The 20,429-nt window shown below is 26.3% G+C and carries 22 protein-coding genes and 1 other annotated feature; of the genes, 19 read left to right on the top strand and 3 right to left on the bottom strand.

All coding sequences use genetic code 4. The annotated features are described in order from the left end of the window. Positions 1 to 112 precede the first annotated feature (112 nt). The 9 genes from E7Y35_RS04905 (at position 113) to E7Y35_RS04945 (ending at position 7,489) form a co-directional block, all read left to right on the top strand. Positions 113 to 541: a hypothetical protein gene (locus E7Y35_RS04905; protein WP_283271876.1), complete on the top strand. Its 429-nt coding sequence runs from the start codon at positions 113 to 115 to the stop codon at positions 539 to 541. A gap of 652 nt (positions 542 to 1,193) precedes the next feature. After that, a complete protein-coding gene (locus E7Y35_RS04910) occupies positions 1,194 to 1,478 on the top strand; it encodes a hypothetical protein (RefSeq protein ID WP_283271877.1) in 285 nt (94 codons plus the stop codon). A gap of 228 nt (positions 1,479 to 1,706) precedes the next feature. Beyond that, positions 1,707 to 2,159 carry a hypothetical protein gene (locus E7Y35_RS04915; RefSeq protein WP_283271878.1) on the top strand — a complete coding sequence of 151 codons (453 nt, stop codon included), beginning with the start codon at positions 1,707 to 1,709 and terminating at the stop codon, positions 2,157 to 2,159. 2 nt (positions 2,160 to 2,161) lie between these two features. After that, positions 2,162 to 3,679 carry a hypothetical protein gene (locus E7Y35_RS04920; protein WP_283271879.1) on the top strand — a complete coding sequence of 506 codons (1,518 nt, stop codon included), beginning with the start codon at positions 2,162 to 2,164 and terminating at the stop codon, positions 3,677 to 3,679. Positions 3,680 to 3,695: 16 nt separating this feature from the next. Further along, positions 3,696 to 3,920, top strand: a complete 225-nt coding sequence (locus E7Y35_RS04925) for a hypothetical protein (RefSeq protein WP_283271880.1) — start codon at positions 3,696 to 3,698, stop codon at positions 3,918 to 3,920. After that, positions 3,914 to 4,180, top strand: a complete 267-nt coding sequence (locus E7Y35_RS04930; protein WP_283271881.1) for a hypothetical protein — start codon at positions 3,914 to 3,916, stop codon at positions 4,178 to 4,180. The genes E7Y35_RS04925 and E7Y35_RS04930 overlap by 7 nt, the downstream gene beginning before the upstream one ends. Before the next feature lie 11 nt (positions 4,181 to 4,191). Then, entirely contained in the window at positions 4,192 to 4,701 is a 510-nt protein-coding gene (locus tag E7Y35_RS04935) for a hypothetical protein (RefSeq protein WP_283271882.1), read from the top strand. Further along, on the top strand, positions 4,677 to 5,450 hold the full coding sequence (locus tag E7Y35_RS04940) for a hypothetical protein (RefSeq protein ID WP_283271883.1): 774 nt from the start codon (positions 4,677 to 4,679) through the stop codon (positions 5,448 to 5,450). The genes E7Y35_RS04935 and E7Y35_RS04940 overlap by 25 nt, the downstream gene beginning before the upstream one ends. After that, positions 5,450 to 7,489 carry a hypothetical protein gene (locus E7Y35_RS04945; RefSeq protein WP_283271884.1) on the top strand — a complete coding sequence of 680 codons (2,040 nt, stop codon included), beginning with the start codon at positions 5,450 to 5,452 and terminating at the stop codon, positions 7,487 to 7,489. Before E7Y35_RS04940 ends, E7Y35_RS04945 begins: the two co-directional genes overlap by 1 nt. Before the next feature lie 16 nt (positions 7,490 to 7,505). Here E7Y35_RS04945 and E7Y35_RS04950 read toward each other — a convergent pair whose 3' ends face one another. Beyond that, positions 7,506 to 7,946 (bottom strand): hypothetical protein, encoded by a 441-nt coding sequence (locus tag E7Y35_RS04950; RefSeq protein ID WP_283271885.1) that lies wholly within the window; start codon positions 7,944 to 7,946, stop codon positions 7,506 to 7,508. Positions 7,947 to 8,296: 350 nt separating this feature from the next. Here E7Y35_RS04950 and E7Y35_RS04955 point away from each other — a divergent pair, with 350 nt between their 5' ends. Together E7Y35_RS04955 and E7Y35_RS04960 are read left to right on the top strand one after the other, a co-directional pair. Then, positions 8,297 to 9,226, top strand: coding sequence for a hypothetical protein (locus tag E7Y35_RS04955; RefSeq protein WP_283271886.1), 930 nt, complete (start codon positions 8,297 to 8,299; stop codon positions 9,224 to 9,226). A 29-nt stretch (positions 9,227 to 9,255) separates the two neighbouring features. Then, the gene (locus E7Y35_RS04960; protein ID WP_283271887.1) at positions 9,256 to 9,828 is read left to right on the top strand and encodes a hypothetical protein; all 573 of its coding nucleotides are present in this window, start codon (positions 9,256 to 9,258) and stop codon (positions 9,826 to 9,828) included. On the opposite strand, the gene E7Y35_RS04965 is transcribed toward E7Y35_RS04960, so the two are convergent. Continuing rightward, the gene (locus E7Y35_RS04965) at positions 9,820 to 11,538 is read right to left on the bottom strand and encodes a hypothetical protein (protein WP_283271888.1); all 1,719 of its coding nucleotides are present in this window, start codon (positions 11,536 to 11,538) and stop codon (positions 9,820 to 9,822) included. The genes E7Y35_RS04960 and E7Y35_RS04965 overlap by 9 nt on opposite strands. An 81-nt stretch (positions 11,539 to 11,619) precedes the next feature. Between E7Y35_RS04965 and E7Y35_RS04970 the strand changes: the two genes are divergently transcribed. From E7Y35_RS04970 to rplL, 7 genes are all read left to right on the top strand, one after another. Then, positions 11,620 to 12,174, top strand: a complete 555-nt coding sequence (locus E7Y35_RS04970; protein ID WP_283271889.1) for a hypothetical protein — start codon at positions 11,620 to 11,622, stop codon at positions 12,172 to 12,174. An 85-nt stretch (positions 12,175 to 12,259) separates the two neighbouring features. Continuing rightward, the gene (locus E7Y35_RS04975) at positions 12,260 to 12,817 is read left to right on the top strand and encodes a UPF0236 family transposase-like protein (RefSeq protein ID WP_283271890.1); all 558 of its coding nucleotides are present in this window, start codon (positions 12,260 to 12,262) and stop codon (positions 12,815 to 12,817) included. Between the two features lie 221 nt (positions 12,818 to 13,038). Further along, positions 13,039 to 13,416, top strand: a complete 378-nt coding sequence (locus E7Y35_RS04980) for a winged helix-turn-helix transcriptional regulator (RefSeq protein WP_283271891.1) — start codon at positions 13,039 to 13,041, stop codon at positions 13,414 to 13,416. Positions 13,417 to 13,495: 79 nt separating this feature from the next. Then, entirely contained in the window at positions 13,496 to 16,984 is a 3,489-nt protein-coding gene (locus tag E7Y35_RS04985) for an ABC transporter permease (protein ID WP_283271892.1), read from the top strand. A 158-nt stretch (positions 16,985 to 17,142) separates the two neighbouring features. After that, positions 17,143 to 18,231: a ligand-binding sensor domain-containing protein gene (locus E7Y35_RS04990; protein WP_283271893.1), complete on the top strand. Its 1,089-nt coding sequence runs from the start codon at positions 17,143 to 17,145 to the stop codon at positions 18,229 to 18,231. A 143-nt stretch (positions 18,232 to 18,374) separates the two neighbouring features. Continuing rightward, positions 18,375 to 18,537 (top strand) — a sequence feature (ribosomal protein L10 leader region). A 19-nt stretch (positions 18,538 to 18,556) separates the two neighbouring features. Further along, positions 18,557 to 19,048, top strand: a complete 492-nt coding sequence (rplJ, locus tag E7Y35_RS04995) for a 50S ribosomal protein L10 (protein WP_283271894.1) — start codon at positions 18,557 to 18,559, stop codon at positions 19,046 to 19,048. 54 nt (positions 19,049 to 19,102) lie between these two features. Then, positions 19,103 to 19,468 (top strand): 50S ribosomal protein L7/L12, encoded by a 366-nt coding sequence (rplL, locus tag E7Y35_RS05000; RefSeq protein ID WP_283271895.1) that lies wholly within the window; start codon positions 19,103 to 19,105, stop codon positions 19,466 to 19,468. A gap of 135 nt (positions 19,469 to 19,603) precedes the next feature. On the opposite strand, the gene E7Y35_RS05005 is transcribed toward rplL, so the two are convergent. Beyond that, a complete protein-coding gene (locus E7Y35_RS05005; RefSeq protein WP_283271896.1) occupies positions 19,604 to 19,798 on the bottom strand; it encodes a hypothetical protein in 195 nt (64 codons plus the stop codon). 73 nt (positions 19,799 to 19,871) lie between these two features. Here E7Y35_RS05005 and E7Y35_RS05010 point away from each other — a divergent pair, with 73 nt between their 5' ends. Next, complete coding sequence (locus tag E7Y35_RS05010; RefSeq protein ID WP_283271897.1) at positions 19,872 to 20,420, top strand: hypothetical protein; 549 nt, start codon at positions 19,872 to 19,874, stop codon at positions 20,418 to 20,420. The last annotated feature ends 9 nt before the right edge of the window (positions 20,421 to 20,429 follow it).

Genomic DNA, 20,429 nt, shown 5'->3' on the forward strand with positions numbered 1-20,429 from the left:
AAAAACTGATATGCAAGATAGTGAACCTGTATCTAAATCGGATACTAATAAAAGTAATAAGAATGTAGATAAAAACAAGGCTACTGGTAAGTAGTCTTTTTCCTTTTAAAATATGCCACTTGGAACAAGCAACACAGCTACTGCATATCCGGTAACGAAACCTGTAAGAATTCCAATTAAACAACAAGAAGATGATTTTCTTAAAGAATTATTTAAGTTTCTAGGAATTCAAGTTTTAGCATTAGCACTATCTACAATTACTGGAGGATTAGCATCCGCAATAGGTTTAGGAGCAGGGTTGTCAAATTTCGCCGCCGCATTTATATCTTTTGGTGTAGAAGTTTTAACAGATTTTGCTGTTAATCAAATTTATGACAAATTAACTTATGGTATTACAACAAAAAGTACAGCATTGAATTTGTTACCTGCAGTTGTGGGTATTGGAAAATTAACTCGTGGGTATAGAACTACAAAAATATTGAAATTAGCACAGAATACAAAATTATTAACCAAATTAGGTATTAGAACTGCAAAAATTTAGAAGATATAGTAAGACAAGTTAGTGGTAAAAAGATATTAACATCAGAAAAGTTCTTATTTAATTTTACTAAAAACAACTAATGAAACAGTACTTTATAGTTTAGGACAATTAGCAAGAAAAGATTTTTACAATGGTTTTAAAAATTATGGTTTTAATCACATAAACGATTTATTAAAAATTGAAAAAATATTCAAAAAATAAGTCCTAATTTATTACAAAAATTCCTAGATTAAAAGAAAAATATGCAAATAAAATACTTAGTCAATTTGGACTTAACTCAGATCAAATAACAAAAATTTCAACTGATGAATGATATTATGTTATGAATAAGTTACATAAAGCAGGTATAGGAAAAATTTAATTTTATATGCAAATTCAGTTAGAACTGCAAAAATATTTAATAGTAAAGTAATTAATTTTTTAGGAAACACAACTCAAAAAATTAATAAGATACTAACATATATTAATCCAAATTTTTATATTAAAAAATAACTAAAAAATTATTAGCACCAATTGAAAAAGAATTTTATCTATTAAACAGAAAATTATTTCACAAGTTCATAATAAATTACAAAAGTTATATTCCAAATTTGAATTAAAAGCAATTAAGAAAGGAAAATTATTACCTTTCGCATTTGGATCAGATGTATTTTTGGCAGTTCGTATTGAACCATTATCTATTGTTGGAGAAGTTGCATTAACTATTTATTATAAGAATCCAAATTATGAACCAATTATAATAATGACTACTGCTATAAAAGCCGAAAAATTTGTTTTAGCAAAAGAGCCATTTATTTATTACATGAATAGTGAATGATTTATTGGTTGAGGAACAGAAAGTGGGGGCTTATTTAGTTTAGTTTCATTAGCACCTGACCCGGTTAGAAAAGTTGTATTTGACTCTTTTAAAATTTATAGAGCAATAGCAAAATTTTAAAAATAAGAGAAGAGTTTAAAAATAACTTTAATAAAAATAAACTTAAAAACTGCAGAAGAAAGTATTTTTCAAAGTTTATTAGGTGGTGGTTTACTTTTTGAGGGATATAAATTATTTAGAGAAAAAGGTAGTTTAAAGAATTTCATTAAAAGAAAAGGTATATCAAGTAGTAAAAATATATTACTAAAAAATAAATTCTAAAAAGAATAAGTGATAGGAGGTATTAGAATGTTAACTGAATTATGAGAGGGTGTATCATTAACGGCATATACAGATTTTTTTCCATTAACAGGAAAGATAACTGCTGTTCCTGCAAGGTATAATAAATTTTTTAAAGGTGATTTAGATTTATGATTTAAAACGTTTGCTTTTTGTGCACAAAATATGATTAATTCTTATTTGAATTATCCATTTTCAAAATTAAAATTTGAAACATTTAAAGATAGATTTTTGAAAAAGACATGTAGAGATATGGTTTTTATTACTGTTGAGCATTGAACATTCAATAGATCTCCTATTGAGTTTTTTACTTCTGCAACTTTAAACTCAGGGGATATTAATTATTCATCACAAAATGACCCTATGGTTACTTGGCAAGGGCTATTACCAACTTATGGTAAATCCTTAGCAAATTTAACTAGTTTAAAAAGATGTTTAGATTTTGTGATCAAGAGGGAATAGATTTGTCTGAAATTGATTTAGAAGCATACTATACTATTTTTGAGGTGGATGCTATTGTTGAAATTTTAGTAAATGGTGGAACGTATATAGATACTAATACAAATAAAATAATACTTAAAGGTTTAAAAGAATTAGATAAAATTACAACAGATCATGAACTTAGAATAAAAGATAATGAAGAAAATATTAAAGATAATTCTACTGAAATTAAGACTATTAATAAAAATATTGGTGATGTAAAAAAATTGGAAACTGTTAATAAAATAATAGTTCCCTCAATAAATGAACTTAATAAAAATGTGACTGATTTAGCTAGTGTAGTAAAAGTGGGTGGAGATTATAATAATCAAAAGTATATTGGTGAAGACAATTTGCAACCTAAAAAAGATTTAATTAGAGACATATTTATAAAATTGGTTGCGGGTCCAAATATTAGCATTGAATATATTACAGATGAAGATAAAATAAAAATTTCAGGTACAAATGATTTCAGAATTGATTTATCAACTATTACATTTATAGATCAAGATAAAGAAGATAAATTCCCTAAATTTAGTGATATAACTGATAGCAATGTGCAAATAGTAGTTAATGAAATTATTAGTTATGTTGATAATGAAATTAAAAAATACAATCCACAAGCAACAATTAATGTTGATTGAACTATGGATACATCAGATATTACTACTTCAAAATTAAAGGAATTAGTAGGAAAAAATATAATTGAATTACAAATATTAGCAATAGAAGCAAGTACATTTATTAGAGGAAAAAATAAAATTAATATATTATTTGATATACCAATTCAACCACCTTTTACAACACCATTGTATAGTGGAACTCCAAATACTCAAGTTGAATCAGTAGCATCTAATAGTAATAATGCATATATGCAAATAAATGATGATATTTATAAAATTATTGATCCAAATACATCAATAGTAAAATTTCCTAGTTCAATGTATAAAGAAATAGCAGTTGACGATACAGACAAAATATATACAATACAAAATGATAAAATATACTCTTCTGATAATCCAAATACTCCTATTGCAACATTACCAAGTGGAGGACAATATAACGCTAGAATAGCAGTAGCAAATAATAAAGTTTATGTAAGTAATGGGTCAAATATATATTCTTCTGATAACTGAAATACTCCAATAGGAAATTGAAATGTCGCCTATATTTTTAGTTCAAATAATAAAATATTTATGGTCATTAATGCAGGTAATAGTAAATATAACATTGTATCCTTAGATGATCCAAATACAATAATTTTTACTTACACAATTACAATAAATTTTCAACCTAGTTATTTTGCAACAGCAGATGGTATTGTATTTTATTTACTAACTTTTGCATCTAATAATACAGCACAAATATATTTGTCTAATGATATGAATAATCCTATTAATATTCAAAATGGAAATTATGGACCAAAAGGAATGTCAAATATGGGAACTAGAATAATAGCAGGAATAGGTGTAAACGTTTATACCTCAGATAATAAAATCTAAGAAAGGGATAATAATTATGGACTGAAATGAAATAATTACTGTAATTATGAGTTGTATAACTGCACTTCTTGGTGGGGGTTTTGGTTATCAAGTAAAAAAATCAAATAAAAGACAAATAGAAATTGAGAAAACAAAATCTGAACTTGCAGAATTTAAAAGTATTGTAACAAAAGATTTAGCAATTCAAATTGAAAATACAAATAAAAATATTACTGAAATTAAAAAGATGTCAGAATGTTAATAAAAAGTTCTCTTTCAAATAACAATTTAAATAATCAAGGGAATATTGATATAAACATAGGAGGTAAAGAAAATGAAAAGATATTTAAAAAAATATGAGTGTATAGTTTAAACATAACTTATAACTTAACAGCCGGAATTATAACAAAAATTTTTGTACCAAAAATTGATGCTAAAATTCAAGGTTGATTGTATAAAGCATTTGATTGACTAGATAATGGAAAATTAGATAATTCTTTTCAAAACGAAGAAAAAGAATAGAGGTGTTATAAATGGGAATGTTACCATCAAAAAAGAAATTGGATAAAAAAAAGTACGAGATTGAGAATTATTACTTAAATTTAGAAAATACAATTAAGCTTAAAAGGGATGTAGTTTCTCAAAAACATAGACGAATTTTAGAAAAACGTATTTATGAAGATAATGCAAATTTTCTTAATCCTCGTGAATTAGATATTTACATTTATGATCCCGAAACAAAAGAATTTGTAGATCCTATAAAAATTAAACAGTTTTTAATGAAACGTGATTTTTTAATGAAAAATTTACACAATGAAAATAAAATAAATGAATTTGGAAAAGGTCCTTATTTTATATTTGCTAATGATAATGAATTAAACTTTATTACAGTAGATATTTATAATGATGAATATGACGAATTAGGAAATTTGGTTAAAAGTACATTTAATTATGATCCATATAATAAGGATGATAATAAAGTTATGATTACAGAAACAATTAAAATTATTAATAAAAAATGGTGCAAATTACACGAGATTTAAATCTTAATCAAGACGGAAATATTACAGATATGTATAAAGACAATAATTTATGAAAAGTTTACACAAATTTAGAAAGAACTCAAAATTTAGAAATTGATTTTATGCCGATTGTTATTATTCCTAATCCCAATTATGAAAAATCTGCACGTTATGGTTCTGAATTTGCAAGTATTATGGATATTATTGCTGGGAAAATAATGTTAGACCCGTTATTAAATAGTGGTAAATTTACAATTAATACTAATGGAGTGACTGGTGTTGTTGATAATGAAATTAGTAGAATGCTAGCCGCTTTTATTGAAAATGATGTTTTATTGGTTGAGGGAGACCCTGATAGTAATTTTCAACCTGTAGACTATATTCCAGGTAACTTTAAAGGTGAACAATTAACGAGAATATATGATTGGTTACTGACAAACTACTATAAAATGAACAGACATCATGTGCCGGCAATTGCTAAGGGAGCCCAACAAACAGAAACGGAAGTTGTAGGGGTTAATATTCAGACAAATGCGGCCTATGAACAAATGATTTACATTAGAGAGGTTAAATTAACTGAATTTATAGTTAAATTAATAAAATATGATAATGCTATATTAAATTCCAAAACATTTGACTTAAAAGATATAGATAAATTAGTTGTTGATGTACGTTTGCCGGTTAATGCAACGTTAGAACGTCAATTAAATAATAAGGAAAACGTGGTTAAGGAACCAAAACAAGAAAATAATGAAAGCGGGGAAGAATAATGAAACCATCTCAAAAAATGATAAATCAAGAAAAAGCAGAGGAGTTTGATGATAATGAGCCAATTGATTATACAATACCTAATATTCCATTAGATTTTGCGGAACAGTCACAGCAAAGTAGTCCTGATTTATCAGAATTATATTCGTATGATCGCCTTAGAACCCTTTATATTTATAAAATTAATAATCTTGTTAAGTCATCTAAGAAACCTGCTTTAAACTATTCCCAAAATAGTTTAAAAATAGGTTTTATTGATAAAGACGATTTTATTAAAATAGATGCTTATGAGATAAGTGATTTTAACCTAAAATTACAAGTTCAGCAAAATACTACAAATCAAGATAACTCAACAACATACGTTATGATTGATGAAAAAGATATAGTATTCAATGAAATTTCTAAAAAAGATAAAGAATTTTTAGAATCATATGACTTAAAATTAATATCTATTAACGAGCCAATTACTGAAGATAATAAAAATAATACTTTTATTATTGAAGAATACAATAGGGCATATTCACCTGATGGAATTACAGTTTTTAAAACTACTCATTTAGTTAAAGTCACAGATTTCAAATGAAAAAATCAGAATAGTATCCACCTAGTTTTACAAAAATCATTACCTGAAAGTACTATTTTTAAAGGAATTAAAATTAAATCTCCTAAGGGAGCATTATTTGGGAATATAAAATCTTATGGTGATATAAATGGTATATATTCTTATCCAAAAACTATTGTTGAAAATATTGATTTATTCCCTTTATTTTCAATGCCTATTGAAACTAATCCAGGTTTAAGAATTTTACAAAATTGATTTGGTAAAAGTTTTTTACCATGAAATATTGCAAAAAATTATGTTAAAGAAAAAGATATTTTAGAATTATTAAGTATAAAGGATGATGAACCATCTCCAAGACAACAAACTTTTAAAAATGCAAGAGTTATAAAAGGGCGAGTTGGATTCTCTATAACAAATACTAATGTTCCTCCAAATTGGCCATTAAAAGTTCAAGAATTGCCTAATGATAAAAATGTGGAAAAAATAATTGAGGGAGGAGTTATGGGAGTTTATCAAGCCGGGTGATTAGCAACGGCTGGAACAAATGACTATGGGGATATAGTCCTTGAATTTGAAGATGCTCCAATTGAGGGAAAATTAAAAGATGTAATGTTAAATTATCTAACATATCGCTATAATTATGACCGAAAATTTCCTGGAGCAGAGTATGATGAAAAGGGGAATCCTGTAAATGATTCTGCAAAATTGAGACAAAAATTTGAAGGACAAAAGCCGGAAGATGTAATAGATGGATTATTTGAAGAATGAAAATTTAATAATCCTACATATTTAATGGAACAAGCAGTTCAAAATTTTAAACAAATAATATATATGCTTTCTAATTATTCATATACTAGATTAGCGGTTAATAAGGGATACAATGATGATTATAAAATATTGTTACCTTATTATTTTGAATTAATATCAAAACCAGTTCAAAAAGAACAAGGATATTGAGAATTTACAGATTGTATTGTAAAGTTAAATTCTTTATATTTTGATTTTACAAATCTTAATAAAGTAATATGTATAAATAAAGACATTTCAGCAAATAAATTATATAAATTAGAAGCAAATTATTATAATTGGTTATCAATTACTAATGAATTAGAATCAAATAAGATACCATCATTAATTCCTGGTGAAATAAAATTAGATGATGGTGAATATGGAAAATATCTAGTATCGTTATTAACAACTAATGTTAATAAATGTCTTGAATTATTTTCTAATAATGACAGTAATATATTTTCTAGAATAGAAATGGTAAAATTATTATCAGAATTAAATAGTACTGATTTTAAACTCTTATTTGATGATGAACTAAAAGTACTTACTCAAATACAAATAACCGGAATATGAACAGAGGGTAAATATGATATTACTATTCTTACAGAAGATATGGAAATAGAAGTATTTGATATAAAACTATTTGATAAGATGAATGAGTCTTTATCATTAATTAGTTTAGAAATATAAAAGAAGTTAATGTTAATTAACTTCTTTTTTTGTATTTTTTAAATAAATAATAACCTGTAATTGATGCGCTTATTCCCGCAATTATAGGTGTGAATATTACAGAAAATATAACGCCTGGACGTACTAATTTATACATTTTCATCATTTTATCTCATTTTAAATTATCTTCATTAGTTGGGTTAGGCATATATATATCTTTTAACTTTTCAAGACCATACAAATCATTATCTCAGTCTTTTGATAATATTCATCCTACGCCTGTTTTATTATATATAACTCTTGCAACTTCACTTTTTGTTACATCAAATCCATTTCATTTAGATCATACAACTTCGTTAGTAGGTGTCTTTCCAGTATAAATGTCAGCACTAACACTAAGAAGGCTAAGACCAATTATCATAAATACTATTGTAGATATCCATAGTCCTATTGTGGTTCATAAAGTCTTCTTCTTCATTATTATTGTCTCACTTTCACATAATAGTAGGCGGTGGGCTCGCAAAATTCCGAAAATTTGAAAAAAATTTTTGGCGCCCCTTTTCAACTTTCTTGGGAAAACCTCCAAACGTTTAGTGAGGAGGTTTGTAAGGGTTCCCAATTATGTTTGAAAGAATTCCAAAATCTTTTTTTAAATGTTTGGAATTTTTGCTCGCCCAGAATTTTTATTTCTTTATAATTACATCGATCATTTTACCATGTATATTTTAAAATTACAATTTATGCAAAAATTTAAATTTTTATTGTGTATTTTTATTTTTTAGTTTAAAATTAAACAATAAGTAATATATAAGTAAGGGGTTTAAACAAATGAGTTCATTAAAATATGTTAATGGTAAAGAAACAAAAATTAATCAAAATAATGAATTAGATCAGTACTTTACAAAACATTCTATAGCAGAAGAATTGTTTAATATTACAATTGATGAGATTAAAAAATATGAAAAAAATATTAATAATTATGTTTGATTAGAACCAAGTGTTGGTCAAGGATGTTTTTTTGACTTATTACCAGAAAATAGAAAAATTGGTATTGATATAGATCCAAAAAGAAAGGATGTTATAAAATCAGATTATTTAAAATATAATTTACCTAAAGATTCAAAAATAATAGTAATTGGAAATCCTCCTTTTGGAAATAGGGGGGTTATGGCATTAGAATTTATTAATCATTCTTTTCCTGCTGATTATATATGTTTTATTTTACCAATGTTTTTTTCAAGTGTAGGGAAAGGTTCTATAAAGTATAGAGTAAAAAAATATAATTTAATTTATCAAAAAGAATTAGGGCGAAATGCATTTTATTTAAATAATGGTAAAGAGGTTGATATTAAATGTGTTTTTCAAATATGAAGTAAAAATAATTTTGTTAAAAATAATGAATTTAGTTGATATAATTTAAAAAATCAAAATCCTTTTAAAGATATTTTAGAGCTATATACAGTTAGTTTAGCTAAAAATAGAGAATGTGGAAAAAAGTGAATTTTTGATGAAAAAGCTGATTTTTATATTAGCTCAACATATTTTAAAAAAAATGAAGTAGTTAAGTCATTTGATGAAGTTAAATATAAAAGTGGTATTGCAATTAAATATGTTACCAAGAATAAAAATATTATTAAAAAATTAGATAAGATTTTTGTTAATGTAGATTGAAATAAGTATAGTAGTAAAGCAACAAATTCTTGTCGTCATATTGGGAAATCACATATATATGAATTATTAAAAGATAATAATTTTTAAAATTAATTAAAGGTAAAGGGCAAATAATAATGGAAAGAAATAAATTTTATAGTCTTATGGATGAATTAATAACTAATAAACATAATGAACTTTTACCAAAAAAAACAGGAAGATTTGCTAAAGCATGAGATTTTGAAGGAAATGCAGTTGGCCAAATAGGAGAAGAATTTGTTAAACGCATTTTTCAAGATAATGATGCTTTAGTGGAAGAAAACAACAAAACTATTCATAATGAGTTTGATATTTTATATCAAGGAAATAAAATTGAAATAAAAACCGCAAAAATAGGTAGAAATAAAAGTAGCAATGGAACTTTTCAATTTAATGGAATTAATCCAAAATATAATTATGCAATGATAATTTTAATTGGAATTGAATCTGATGTTGTAAAATATAGAATCATTCCTAAAAAAGATATAAATTATATTCATAATGATAGACAATATAAAGTAAAATACAATGTTAATGGTGTTGAGAAAACAAAAGCATTAGTTTCTATGAATCCGGGGAATGAAGTTAATAAAAAATTAACACTTTCTAGTAAAGAATTATATGATGATATAGAAAATTTATTTATAAATATTAATAATTTATTAAAATAATTTATATCTATATGGATAAGAACCATAAAATAACGCATCATAAGGGTCTTGATACATTTTTGGATCAGGTATATTTGTATTATTATCGCCAAATTTTAATTCGCTTAAACACTGATCTAAATGTGGCAGAGATTCTAAATTACCATATACTTTATTTTGAGAAAACATTTTTCTTAACCAGGTAACCCTATTATTAAGTCCTGCATCTTTATTTAAAGTACTTTTATGTTTAATTGCCTTAAACATTTTTATTTTATATCCTATATATTTATAGAGTTCAGACTGCAGTGTTTGCATAAAATCATGTCCATTGATATCATAGTGAAAAGTAGAATCTTCAAAGCCATCAAATTTATCAAAACAGTCGATGATTCATTGTCCGAAATATTCAATTGTTGTTGATAAATTAATTCTATTTTCAGGTGTCTCAACTTTTTCTTCTATTAAATATTTATTGTATGTTCCATCCTCATTTAATTGATATCCTGATAATAAAAATACAGTGTCATCTTCGCTACCATTTGCATAGTCAATTCCGATTGAATAAAAATTAAATTCATATTGTTTGGTTTCTGTATTATAAAAGTTTTCTAAGTCAAACTCTTTAATATATTTTCTATAATTTCTTAAAACATAAATGCTTGGATCACTATCGTTATATTCAAAACCATAATACTCAAGTTCATAAAGATCAGGTCTTTCTTCCTTATTTGCAAGTACTAATTTTTTTGTAATTTGAGGTATGCTATTTCAAACGGCACCCATAGTTAAACGCAAATTAAAAATCCCTAGTCCATTAAAAGCTTGTTTGTTTTCAGAATAAATTTGGTTTTTATCTTTTAGGATCTTTTTAATACGATCATTTAGCGGAAGAAAGGGAGTTACAAATTTTTTATAAAATATGTGGTATTTGTCAAATGGGTTAAAAGTAAATTCATTAGAATATGTTTTATGAAAATATGTGGTAACAGTTACATATTCTTGTTTTATAAAATCTCATTCTTTAAAAGTTCATTCTCATTCTTTAATTGGAATAGGGGAATCAAGATCATATTGTTCTACACCATTTTCATCAATATATTTTTCATACGAAACTTTTAGACTCTTTGATCTAAACATTGAAATTCGTAAGTTATTATAACGTTTGTCTAGTTCTTTATCTGTTAAAATTTCTTTTTCTTCGGCATGGATCATTTCATCAGTTCATGCAGATAAAATCCCGGTTCCTTTTCCTACTTTTCCCATAATTTTATTACCATTTGCATAGCCGGCAAATGCTATTCTTACACCACTAGGAAATATAATTTCGCCACCTTCTTTTAAATTTTTGGGTCACTCAATACCGTTTTCATTATCGGGTCCTAAATCAATGCCATATTTATCATATAAAAAATTACATACATTTATAGCGTCACCGAATGTTGTATCGTCATGAGTGTTTGCATATCTTCTTAAAATATTAGATGATGTATCAAAAAAGTTACATCCTAAAAAGAATTTATAGCCTATATGAACTCATGTTTTATGTGTTCCACGCCCTGCAGAGACAAATTTAAAAAAGCAAGAAGATGTAAAATATCTAGCATATACATCAGGTACAAAATCCTTAAATACTTCTCAATCAAATCCAAAATTATAGTCGCTAAAATTTAAATCATATTTCTCATTTAAATGATAATAACTGGTAGTCTTTTTTTTATTATATGTCATTTTTTCCTCCTTAAACATAGAGTTATAATTATTAATAGTTAATATTAATATATTAACTCCTGATTTAGAGGTGTGATTATTTTGTTAGAAAAAAGAACTGATTTTATTAGTTTATTTTTTGCTAAAAAGTATGAAGAAAGTAAGATTCTATTTACAGAAAATATTAAAAATATAGATGATGAAATATTTTCAAAAAAAGAATATAAGAAAAATGGGTGATTTGTTAAAGAAAAGAGAACTAGAAGAATTGTGGATGAATGAGGCGAATTAATTTATACCCGAAGAATTTACCGTAGATGAAATAAAGAAAATGAAATATGAGAAAATAAATCCTTTGTAGATGAAAAAATAGGGGTTTTAAAAAGGAAAAAAATAACATTAAACTTAGAATTAAAGATATTAGAATTATCAGAGGGGAAAAGACAAAAGGATATTTTGCATTGTTTCCCTTATATTAACTTAACTAGAATGACAATTTCAAATATTATTAGAAAATATGACATTGAATATTTTAGTAGTCAATTATTAAATAACTTTGAAAAAGTAAATTTAAAAATGATTTATATATTTATATTTTTATGGACGAAGGTTTTGTTACTTTACGAGAAGGTAAAAATATTAAAAATTCAGATGTAGAATAACAACATTTAATACTGGATTTAATTTTAAAGAATGTAAATATAATAGAAAAGTCTTAGCAAATAAAAGAGGTTTTGTTATATTGAAAGAACAAAAAACGGGTGAAATTAATACACAAGATTATGTTCAACGAATATTAATAGAATTAGAAAAGTATTATATTTTACCTGAAAAAATTAAGTTTATTGTTGGTGGTGATGGAGATACTTGAATTATGGAAACGGCATCTTTCTTGGAAACAACTTATGTTTTAGATAGATTCCATTTTGCCAAGGAATTAAAAAATTCCTTTTTAAAAGGACGAAAAACTCAACCTAAAATAGAGTTATATAATAAGTGTTATAACTTATTTATACAGGGTAAATGTGATCAGTTATTAGAAATTGCAAAAATTTTTAAGAAAACAGATTTAGCAAGATATATTAGAAATCATCGGCAGGGAATCCAAAATCAAAAATTAGAATATAATATTGGAGTTTCGGCCGAAAGTGATATATCTTGATTTATTAAGTCAACTTTGGGATATGGGGCAAAAGCCTATGCTTATAAAACATATAAAAACTTATTATACTTAAAATTAGCAAAAATGAATAAAATTAATGTATTATCAAGTATTAAAAAATTTTACAATTTTGGATAATTTAAACAAAATAAGTTAGAAATTTATTATTTTTTGTCGTGTTAGTAAAAAATGTGTTAATATAATCTTAACAAATAAAGAGGGGTTGTTTCGTTTGGGAACAATAGTTTAATCCTTGTAAGAAAAAACCCGTATTCAATTTATTCATCCGTTAAAACAGCATAATTGCAAATTAGGCTGTTAAGTTTTATAATATAAATAGTGAAAAGTGGGGAGATATTATGAAACAGTGCGTAATTGAAAATAAAATTTGTTGTGGTTCTAATTGTCGTTGTGAGAGTAGTTGTTGTGATCACAATGTGGCAACAATTATCAGTTTTGTTAAAATTATTTCGCAAAAATGGTCGTTAAAAATAATTAATATTTTAAACGAACAAGAATGTGGTTTTAATGAATTACATCATCATTTAAAAGAATGTACTAGAAAAGTGCTGGTAGAAACACTTAATAACCTCATTGAAAAAAATATTATTGAGAAAAAGGTTTATCGCAAAAACAATGTGGTATATTCTTCTTATTGTTTAACAAATATTGGGTTTGAATTAGTTAGAGTGCTTTATCAAATTAAACGATTTAGTTGTGCTTATCTTGCCGATTAAAGATTTAGAATATTTTTGCAAAATATTTTATTTTTCTTATATAATAAATTTAATGTATATTTAGAATGGATGGATGAATATGTTAAATCTTGCAAAAGAGGCTACGCGGGGATTTACAAAAAAAATAACGCAGTTTATTGGGTTAATTTTGTTCATCATTGGGGCAGTACTAACTTTTACGGCACTTTTTTCAACTGTTTTTCAAGTTAAGAACGGATTAAATGATGTTAAGAAAAATAGTATCCCGTATCATTATGAAATTCGGATGGATAGTTTGAACATTGATAATAATGTTTATAAAAGAAACCCAAATTGAAAAGTTAATGAAAACACACGAGCTTTTTTAGCACAATTTTATGATGTTGCAAAAATTGATACTGATCATTTGACTTTCAATAATATTAAAGCTGATATTTTAGGTTTAAATTGTGATTTAACAAATAATCAAATTTGTACATGATCAAAAGAACCATCATATTTGAATAAACAAATGGGAACAGCATCTTTTACTGCTTTAGTTAAGAATTTTAATGGTAGTATTTCTTCAGCATTTTTAAGTTATATTATTCATCATCCTGTTCAAAGTCAACTAGAAGACTTAATTGGTGATGACAATGTAACATTAAATCTTAGTTATGATGTTAGTTATCAGTTTGTTGCGAATAATTTAGCAAAAGATACACAATACTTTAATGCTATTGCTGTTAATAAGGATAAAAATTTATTATTTAATGGTGATAGTTGAAGAGGAAATAATATTTTTTATACTCCCTTTAATCGTGTTTTTGACACAACAATTGGTAGAGCAGTTACTGAATTAGATAAAAATAATATTATTTTAAGTAAACAATATGCAGATTATAATTTTTTAGATCTTGGTGGTAATTTTAATTTAGGGGATAATTCAAATTTGCAATTTAAGATTGCAGGTTATGGAGCGAAGTATAGTAATATTTACCCTAGTCTAGCAAGTTTATCGACAATTGCTAGTGGTAATAAAATAATTGATTTAAGAAATGGGTCATTATTATTTATGAATGATATAAATTATAATACGATTAAACAAAACTTTTCGAATGGTGCTGAAAAGATTACGGGGTTTATTAATGTTGACGGAGGATTAACTAGTCCCCAAAAAATAGCGTTGTTACGTAAGGTTTTAAGTAACTATTTTGTTGCTCCGGATAATGCTATTGTTGCTTTTGAATCATCATTGCCCGGCCAAGTAGTAATGCTGACAAATACTGGTTTTATTATTAATACTTCAATTGCTGTTGCCTGTTCAATTATTATTTTAATTATTATTGCGTTCTTTATTAAAAAGGATATCACTCATCAAAAACGACAAATTGGAGTTTTAAAATCGTTAGGATATCGGCGCCATGAATTGTCTTTTGTTTTTACTTTTAATATCGTTTTTACAACTTTAATTGGTTGTTTATTGGGATGAGTTTTAAGTTTACCATTACAAATGTATTTTACTTCTTCAAATTTATATTCAATTGGTTTACCATTATCACTCTTTTATTTTAATCCGATTATTTTTGTTACAGCAACCATTATTATTCCACTTATTTTTATTGCGATGGCCTTTTTAATTTCATTTATTCTTTTAAGTCGAACAGCGTTGGATTTAATTTATGATTTAAAAGGATCAAATTTAAATTTCCGCGCTAAAAAAGTAAGAAAAGGAAGAAAATATGCCCACTTTGGATTATCTTTTAATATTCATTTATCATTTACTTTTGCTTTAAAATCATTCGGAAAATGAGTCATGGTGTTAGTTGTTTTAGCTTTTTCGTCCTTCTTGTTAATTTTCCAATTAGATGCAGGAGTTATGGCCCAAGGAATTGTTGATGATTCTTTCCGATATTTTAAAGATGATATAAAATCATATTTAATTGCATCTTCTGATCAACAAGATATTGCCCAAGAAGCAAACAATGGACAACCTTATAAATGAATTACAACAAATGAACGTGATCAATATTATTATCGAGCACAAGTTTTAGATGATGATAAAACCTTTAATTTTCCAGATCCATTAATGTGTTTCTTAAAATTATCAAGTCCGAATCCAACTGATGTAAAAACAAGTTGTGGTGACTTATTAAATATTGCTGGAGACCCAAGTGGGACGACACTCGTTAAAAGTAAAATTAAATATGATAATAATACGAAGAAATACCCTTATTTAAGTTCTGACACAGTTAAGGCAATTGTTAATTATAAAGTTAAAGATAATAAAACTGGGGAATGAATTAATGGATGAGATCGATTAATTGAAATCATAAATATTATCAAGCCTAGTTTAATTAATCAAGGTTTAACAGAAGCAGATATTCAAACTATTATTACGGGAATTAATATGATTAATAGTTTGGGTTCATCAACGAATGGGCAATATCCAGATATTTATTTAGGACCATATATGGTTTATGACCAAGCTTATGATTTTCCGTATGTATTTTTATCAGCGGGCTGAAGTCCAGATGATGTTAAGAATGCTAGAAATCCTGTTTCTCAATTAAATGTTGTTGGTTTATCAAGTGATGAAGCACAACGAAATCAATTGTTAAATTATCGTTCTCAAAATACTCGTGCTGATGTTGCACAAAAAGAAGTCTTTGGTTATAAAATTAATCCTAATCCAGTCGCAAATGATCCGAATATGCCAATTAATGAACCAATTCCTGTGATTTTGGCCAAACGAGTTTATCAATCAATGGACATTAATCCTGGTGATATTTTTAAATTAAATGTGCGTATTACAAATGCCATTGGGTATGTTCCTGTTGCTTTTAAAGTGGTTGGTTCAGATGATGCTGATATTAGTTCGGGGAATATTTATATGAACCAAGATTCGTTAGTTACTGTAATGAACCAATGAGTTAATGTAACGGGGAAAGGAATTGTGTTTCAACCTAATTCATATTATAATGTTGTTGCTTCGCGTGCTAGTCCAAGCGGAATGGCGTTACAACCTTATCGGATTATGTCAGCATTTTCATTAACAGATAATTATGATTTTACAATGTTTGATAATAATAAAAAGATTGATTTTACTAATGCCTTTGATTTAAGAACTAATTTAAAATTATTAAATGGTTTGAATAAGGTCTGACCATTTGATACATTACGGCAAAATTATTCTCAAGGAATGCAAACCGTGCGGGATGTTCTTAATGTATTAGAAGGATTAACAATTGTTATTGTTGCTTTAATTTTGGCAGTTTTAATTTCAATGGTGCTTGATGAAAACCGACGAACAATATTAACCTTAAAAGTACTGGGATATCCAACATGAAAAATTATTTCAATTGTGCTAGGATTTTACTTATTAGCAATTATTATTGGATATGTTTTAAGTTATGTGATTGCACAATTATTATGGAATTTAATTGCTAATGTTGTCTTCAAAAGTACCGGAATGCTGTTAATTCCTTCCTTTTCTGCTTATGTTGTTTCAGTTGCCACAGCGGCAATTGGGATAATTCTCTTATTAGTTATTATGGTTGGAATTTGAAAAATTAAGAAAAATAAACTAGTAAATATTACATTAGAGTAAAAATAAATGTTGTTTAATTTTAAAATTAAACAACATTTTTTCTTAAAAAATCACTAAATTTTATATAATGTCTTATTTTTTGCTAAACTAATTATATAGTTATTGTTATAAAGTGGACCGTAATAAAAATATTAATTAGAAAAGTGGGCAGAGGTAAGATGAAAAAAATATTTATATGAATAATAATTGCAAGTTCTATTTTTGTTCATAATTTGATAAGTTCAGATAATATTCTTCAAAATGGTCCTTTTTCTTTTAACAATATCCAGTATGTTCAAACTCGAATTGAAGGTCTTGATAATATTTTTCGTAATGCAATTGTCTTTGGCAAGGAAAAAGTCTATTTTGGTTCTTCACGAGGACTTTATGTTTTAGGGAAAAGTGACACTAAGGCAACTAAAATTAAAGGTATTGATGATAAAGTTATGTTTTTAACGATTGATCAGGATGATAACATTTATTTTGCAACAGAGGAGAACGAAATTTATCTTTATAAAAATGATAGCTCAATTGTTCAAATTGAGGGTCTTGATGCGGACGCTGATGTCACTGCCCTTGCTTTAGATAGTATGAATAACTTATATTTGGCAACACTTGCTGGAATTTATTATTTGTCAGTCGGAGAGACAGTTGTTAAAAAAGTTGCTTGAGGTGATTATGTTGTATTTACATTGATAACTGATCATCAAAATAATGTCTATTTTACAACCAATAAACGAGATTTTTTTTCTTTGGCAGCGAATCAAGACAGTCCAGTATTAATTAGCACTTTAGACGAGCCAATTTATGCAATGGTTGTTGATCAAGATAATAATGTTTACTTAGGGAATTACATTTATCAAAGCAAGACGAAGGAGTTAAATGAAATTAATTTGCGGGATCGAAGCATATACTCGATTGCTGTTGATGCGAATGATAATATTTATTACTGTAGTTTTTTAGATGGTGTTTATTTTTTAAAGAAGGGAACAGATCAAGTTATTAAAACCAATTTATTTGGAAGAGAAGTTCAAACCATTGCTGTTGATGCGAATGCCAACATTTTTGTCAATAATAATGAAGGTCCTTTTGTTTTTCAAGTTTATAATCCCCCAATTATTCCTGACCCTGTTGTTAAACAAAAGGATATGGTAGTTGCTAAAGTTTTGGGTTATGTATTTTTAGGTACTTCTGGTGCTGTTGGACTTTCTTGTTTGGCAACTTATTTATGAAATAAATATCATTATAAGAAGAGCCGTCGAAAATAAAAGATTATTTGATAAGGGTTAATTTGCAACTACTTTTTTATTTAGAGTTCTTAATAATTTACAAAGGCATTGGTTTTTTGCATTTATAATACTAATTTATTGACTTTCCAAAAAAAATATAATATGATAGTTAATGGTATTGTACCTTAGTCATCAAAATACCAGAGACAGCAACGGATTTTATTAAATCTTAATTATGTTGCCGAGGCATTATTGGGATATAGAACAACTACATGTTTTTTATATTATTCAAAATAATGTTTCTGGCAATTAATCTATCTGATTAATTGCCTTTGTTTTATTGAATTATTTAGGGAGGCGAAGAATGAAGCCAGCAATGAAAATTAAAACAGCAGTTGTTAGTGAAATTGCTAATAACTTTAAGACTGCTAATTCAGCAGTTATTGTTGAATATCAAAAATTAACAGTTGCTGAATTTACAGAACTAAGAAGAATGCTTACAAAACAAGATGTAAACATTAAAATATATAAAAATAACTTAGTGAGCTTGGCTGCTAAAGAAGCGGGATTTGCAGAATTAGATCAATTTTTAACAGGTCCTAATGCTTTTGCGTTTGGTGTAGGAGAACAGATGGCTGCCGCAAAAACTTTGGCAAAATTTGCAAAAACGCATCCAGCTTTAAAATTAAAAGCAGGAATTTATGAGGGTAAAGTCTTAGATACAAAAGCAATTATTGAAATTGCTTCGTTGCCAACAAAAGACGAATTACTTGCAATGTTTGCATCAAGCTTATTATATCCATTACGTATGTTCGCAATAGCAGTTAAAGAAATTGCTAAAACGAAAAGTGAGTAATTAATTTATTCAATATTTTATAGAAATGTAATTCTTAATGAGGAGGAAAATATTATGGCATTATCAAAAGATGATATTATTAAAGCATTAGAAGAAATGAAATTAGCAGAATTAAATGAATTAGTAAAAGCAATTGAAGATCATTTCGGGGTTGTTGCGGCAGCAGCAGTTGCAGCAGCACCAGCAGAAGGGGGAGCAGCAGCGGGACCTTCAGAAGTTGATATTGTTTTAACTGATCCAGGAGCAAGTAAAGTTGCGATTATTAAATTAGTAAAAGAAATTACTGGAAAAGAATTAATGGAAGCAAAAGCAATTGTTGATAAATTGCCAGCAGTTATTAAGTCAAAAGTAAAAGCAGAAGAAGCGGAAGAAATTAAAGGACAATTAGTTGTCGCTGGTGCTTCAGTTGAGCTTAAATAATTTAATTTTATTAAAATAAAGCAGGGGTACCCCTTTGCTTTTTTTTTTTTTTTTTTGTAAAATTATATTATGCAAAAATGGGAGTGATAAAAATGCTAATAGATTTTTTATTTGATAGCAAATTTATAAAATTTACTAACCTAATGAGTAATATTTTTCATCAATAACATTTTGAATTTTTATTTGTTTCATTATTAGCATTTTTGTTCGTATTACTTTTTTAAAAGCAAAATCTTTTAAAACCCCTAGTAATAGTTTTAATAAAACTGAAATTGGTGTTTTTGTTTTTACTTTTATTAGTAATATTCTAATTTTAAGCGTTTTTAACATTCTAATTCAGCTGTACTTAGTTTCAGTAGCTACATCAACGATTGTTTTACTAAATATTATTTTTTTTAGTTTGGTGTTATTTTTTATTATTACAAAAGCAAAATATTTTGATATTATTGTGATTTTTAATAAAATTATTGCTATTTTCTTTTTAGTTGCTTTTGCTCCAATTATTTTTACTTTAGTTCTTCAAACAATAGTGAAAGCAGAACATAATTTACTTTGTTTAATATTATGAGTGTTTTCTTATGTAACTTTAATTGGTGCTATTATCATTAATAATAATACAACTGAGTTAAAACAAATTTTTCGTCGTTTATTTTTTGGTTTTATTTTAATATTATTAATTCTAATTTTAAATTTACAGTTTATTGAAAATACAAAAGATATTAAATTATCAACAATCTTTAGTAGCATATTTATGCTTATTTTACTTTGAATTTGGTGTTGAAATGTTGTGCTAATGAAAAATACTGGTGCAGAGACCCAAAATGAAACACAAAATGAAGAGGATTTAAAATTTTTTGTATTAGCAATTAAAAATGATTCTTTAATAATGAATAAAACAATTAAGTATACAACAATTATTCTTAATGGTTATAAGCAGGTTCTAATAATTTAATTTTTTATA

The organism is Spiroplasma sp. SV19 (assembly GCF_030060925.1).
In the GTDB taxonomy this organism is placed as follows: domain Bacteria; phylum Bacillota_I; class Bacilli_A; order Mycoplasmatales; family Mycoplasmataceae; genus Spiroplasma.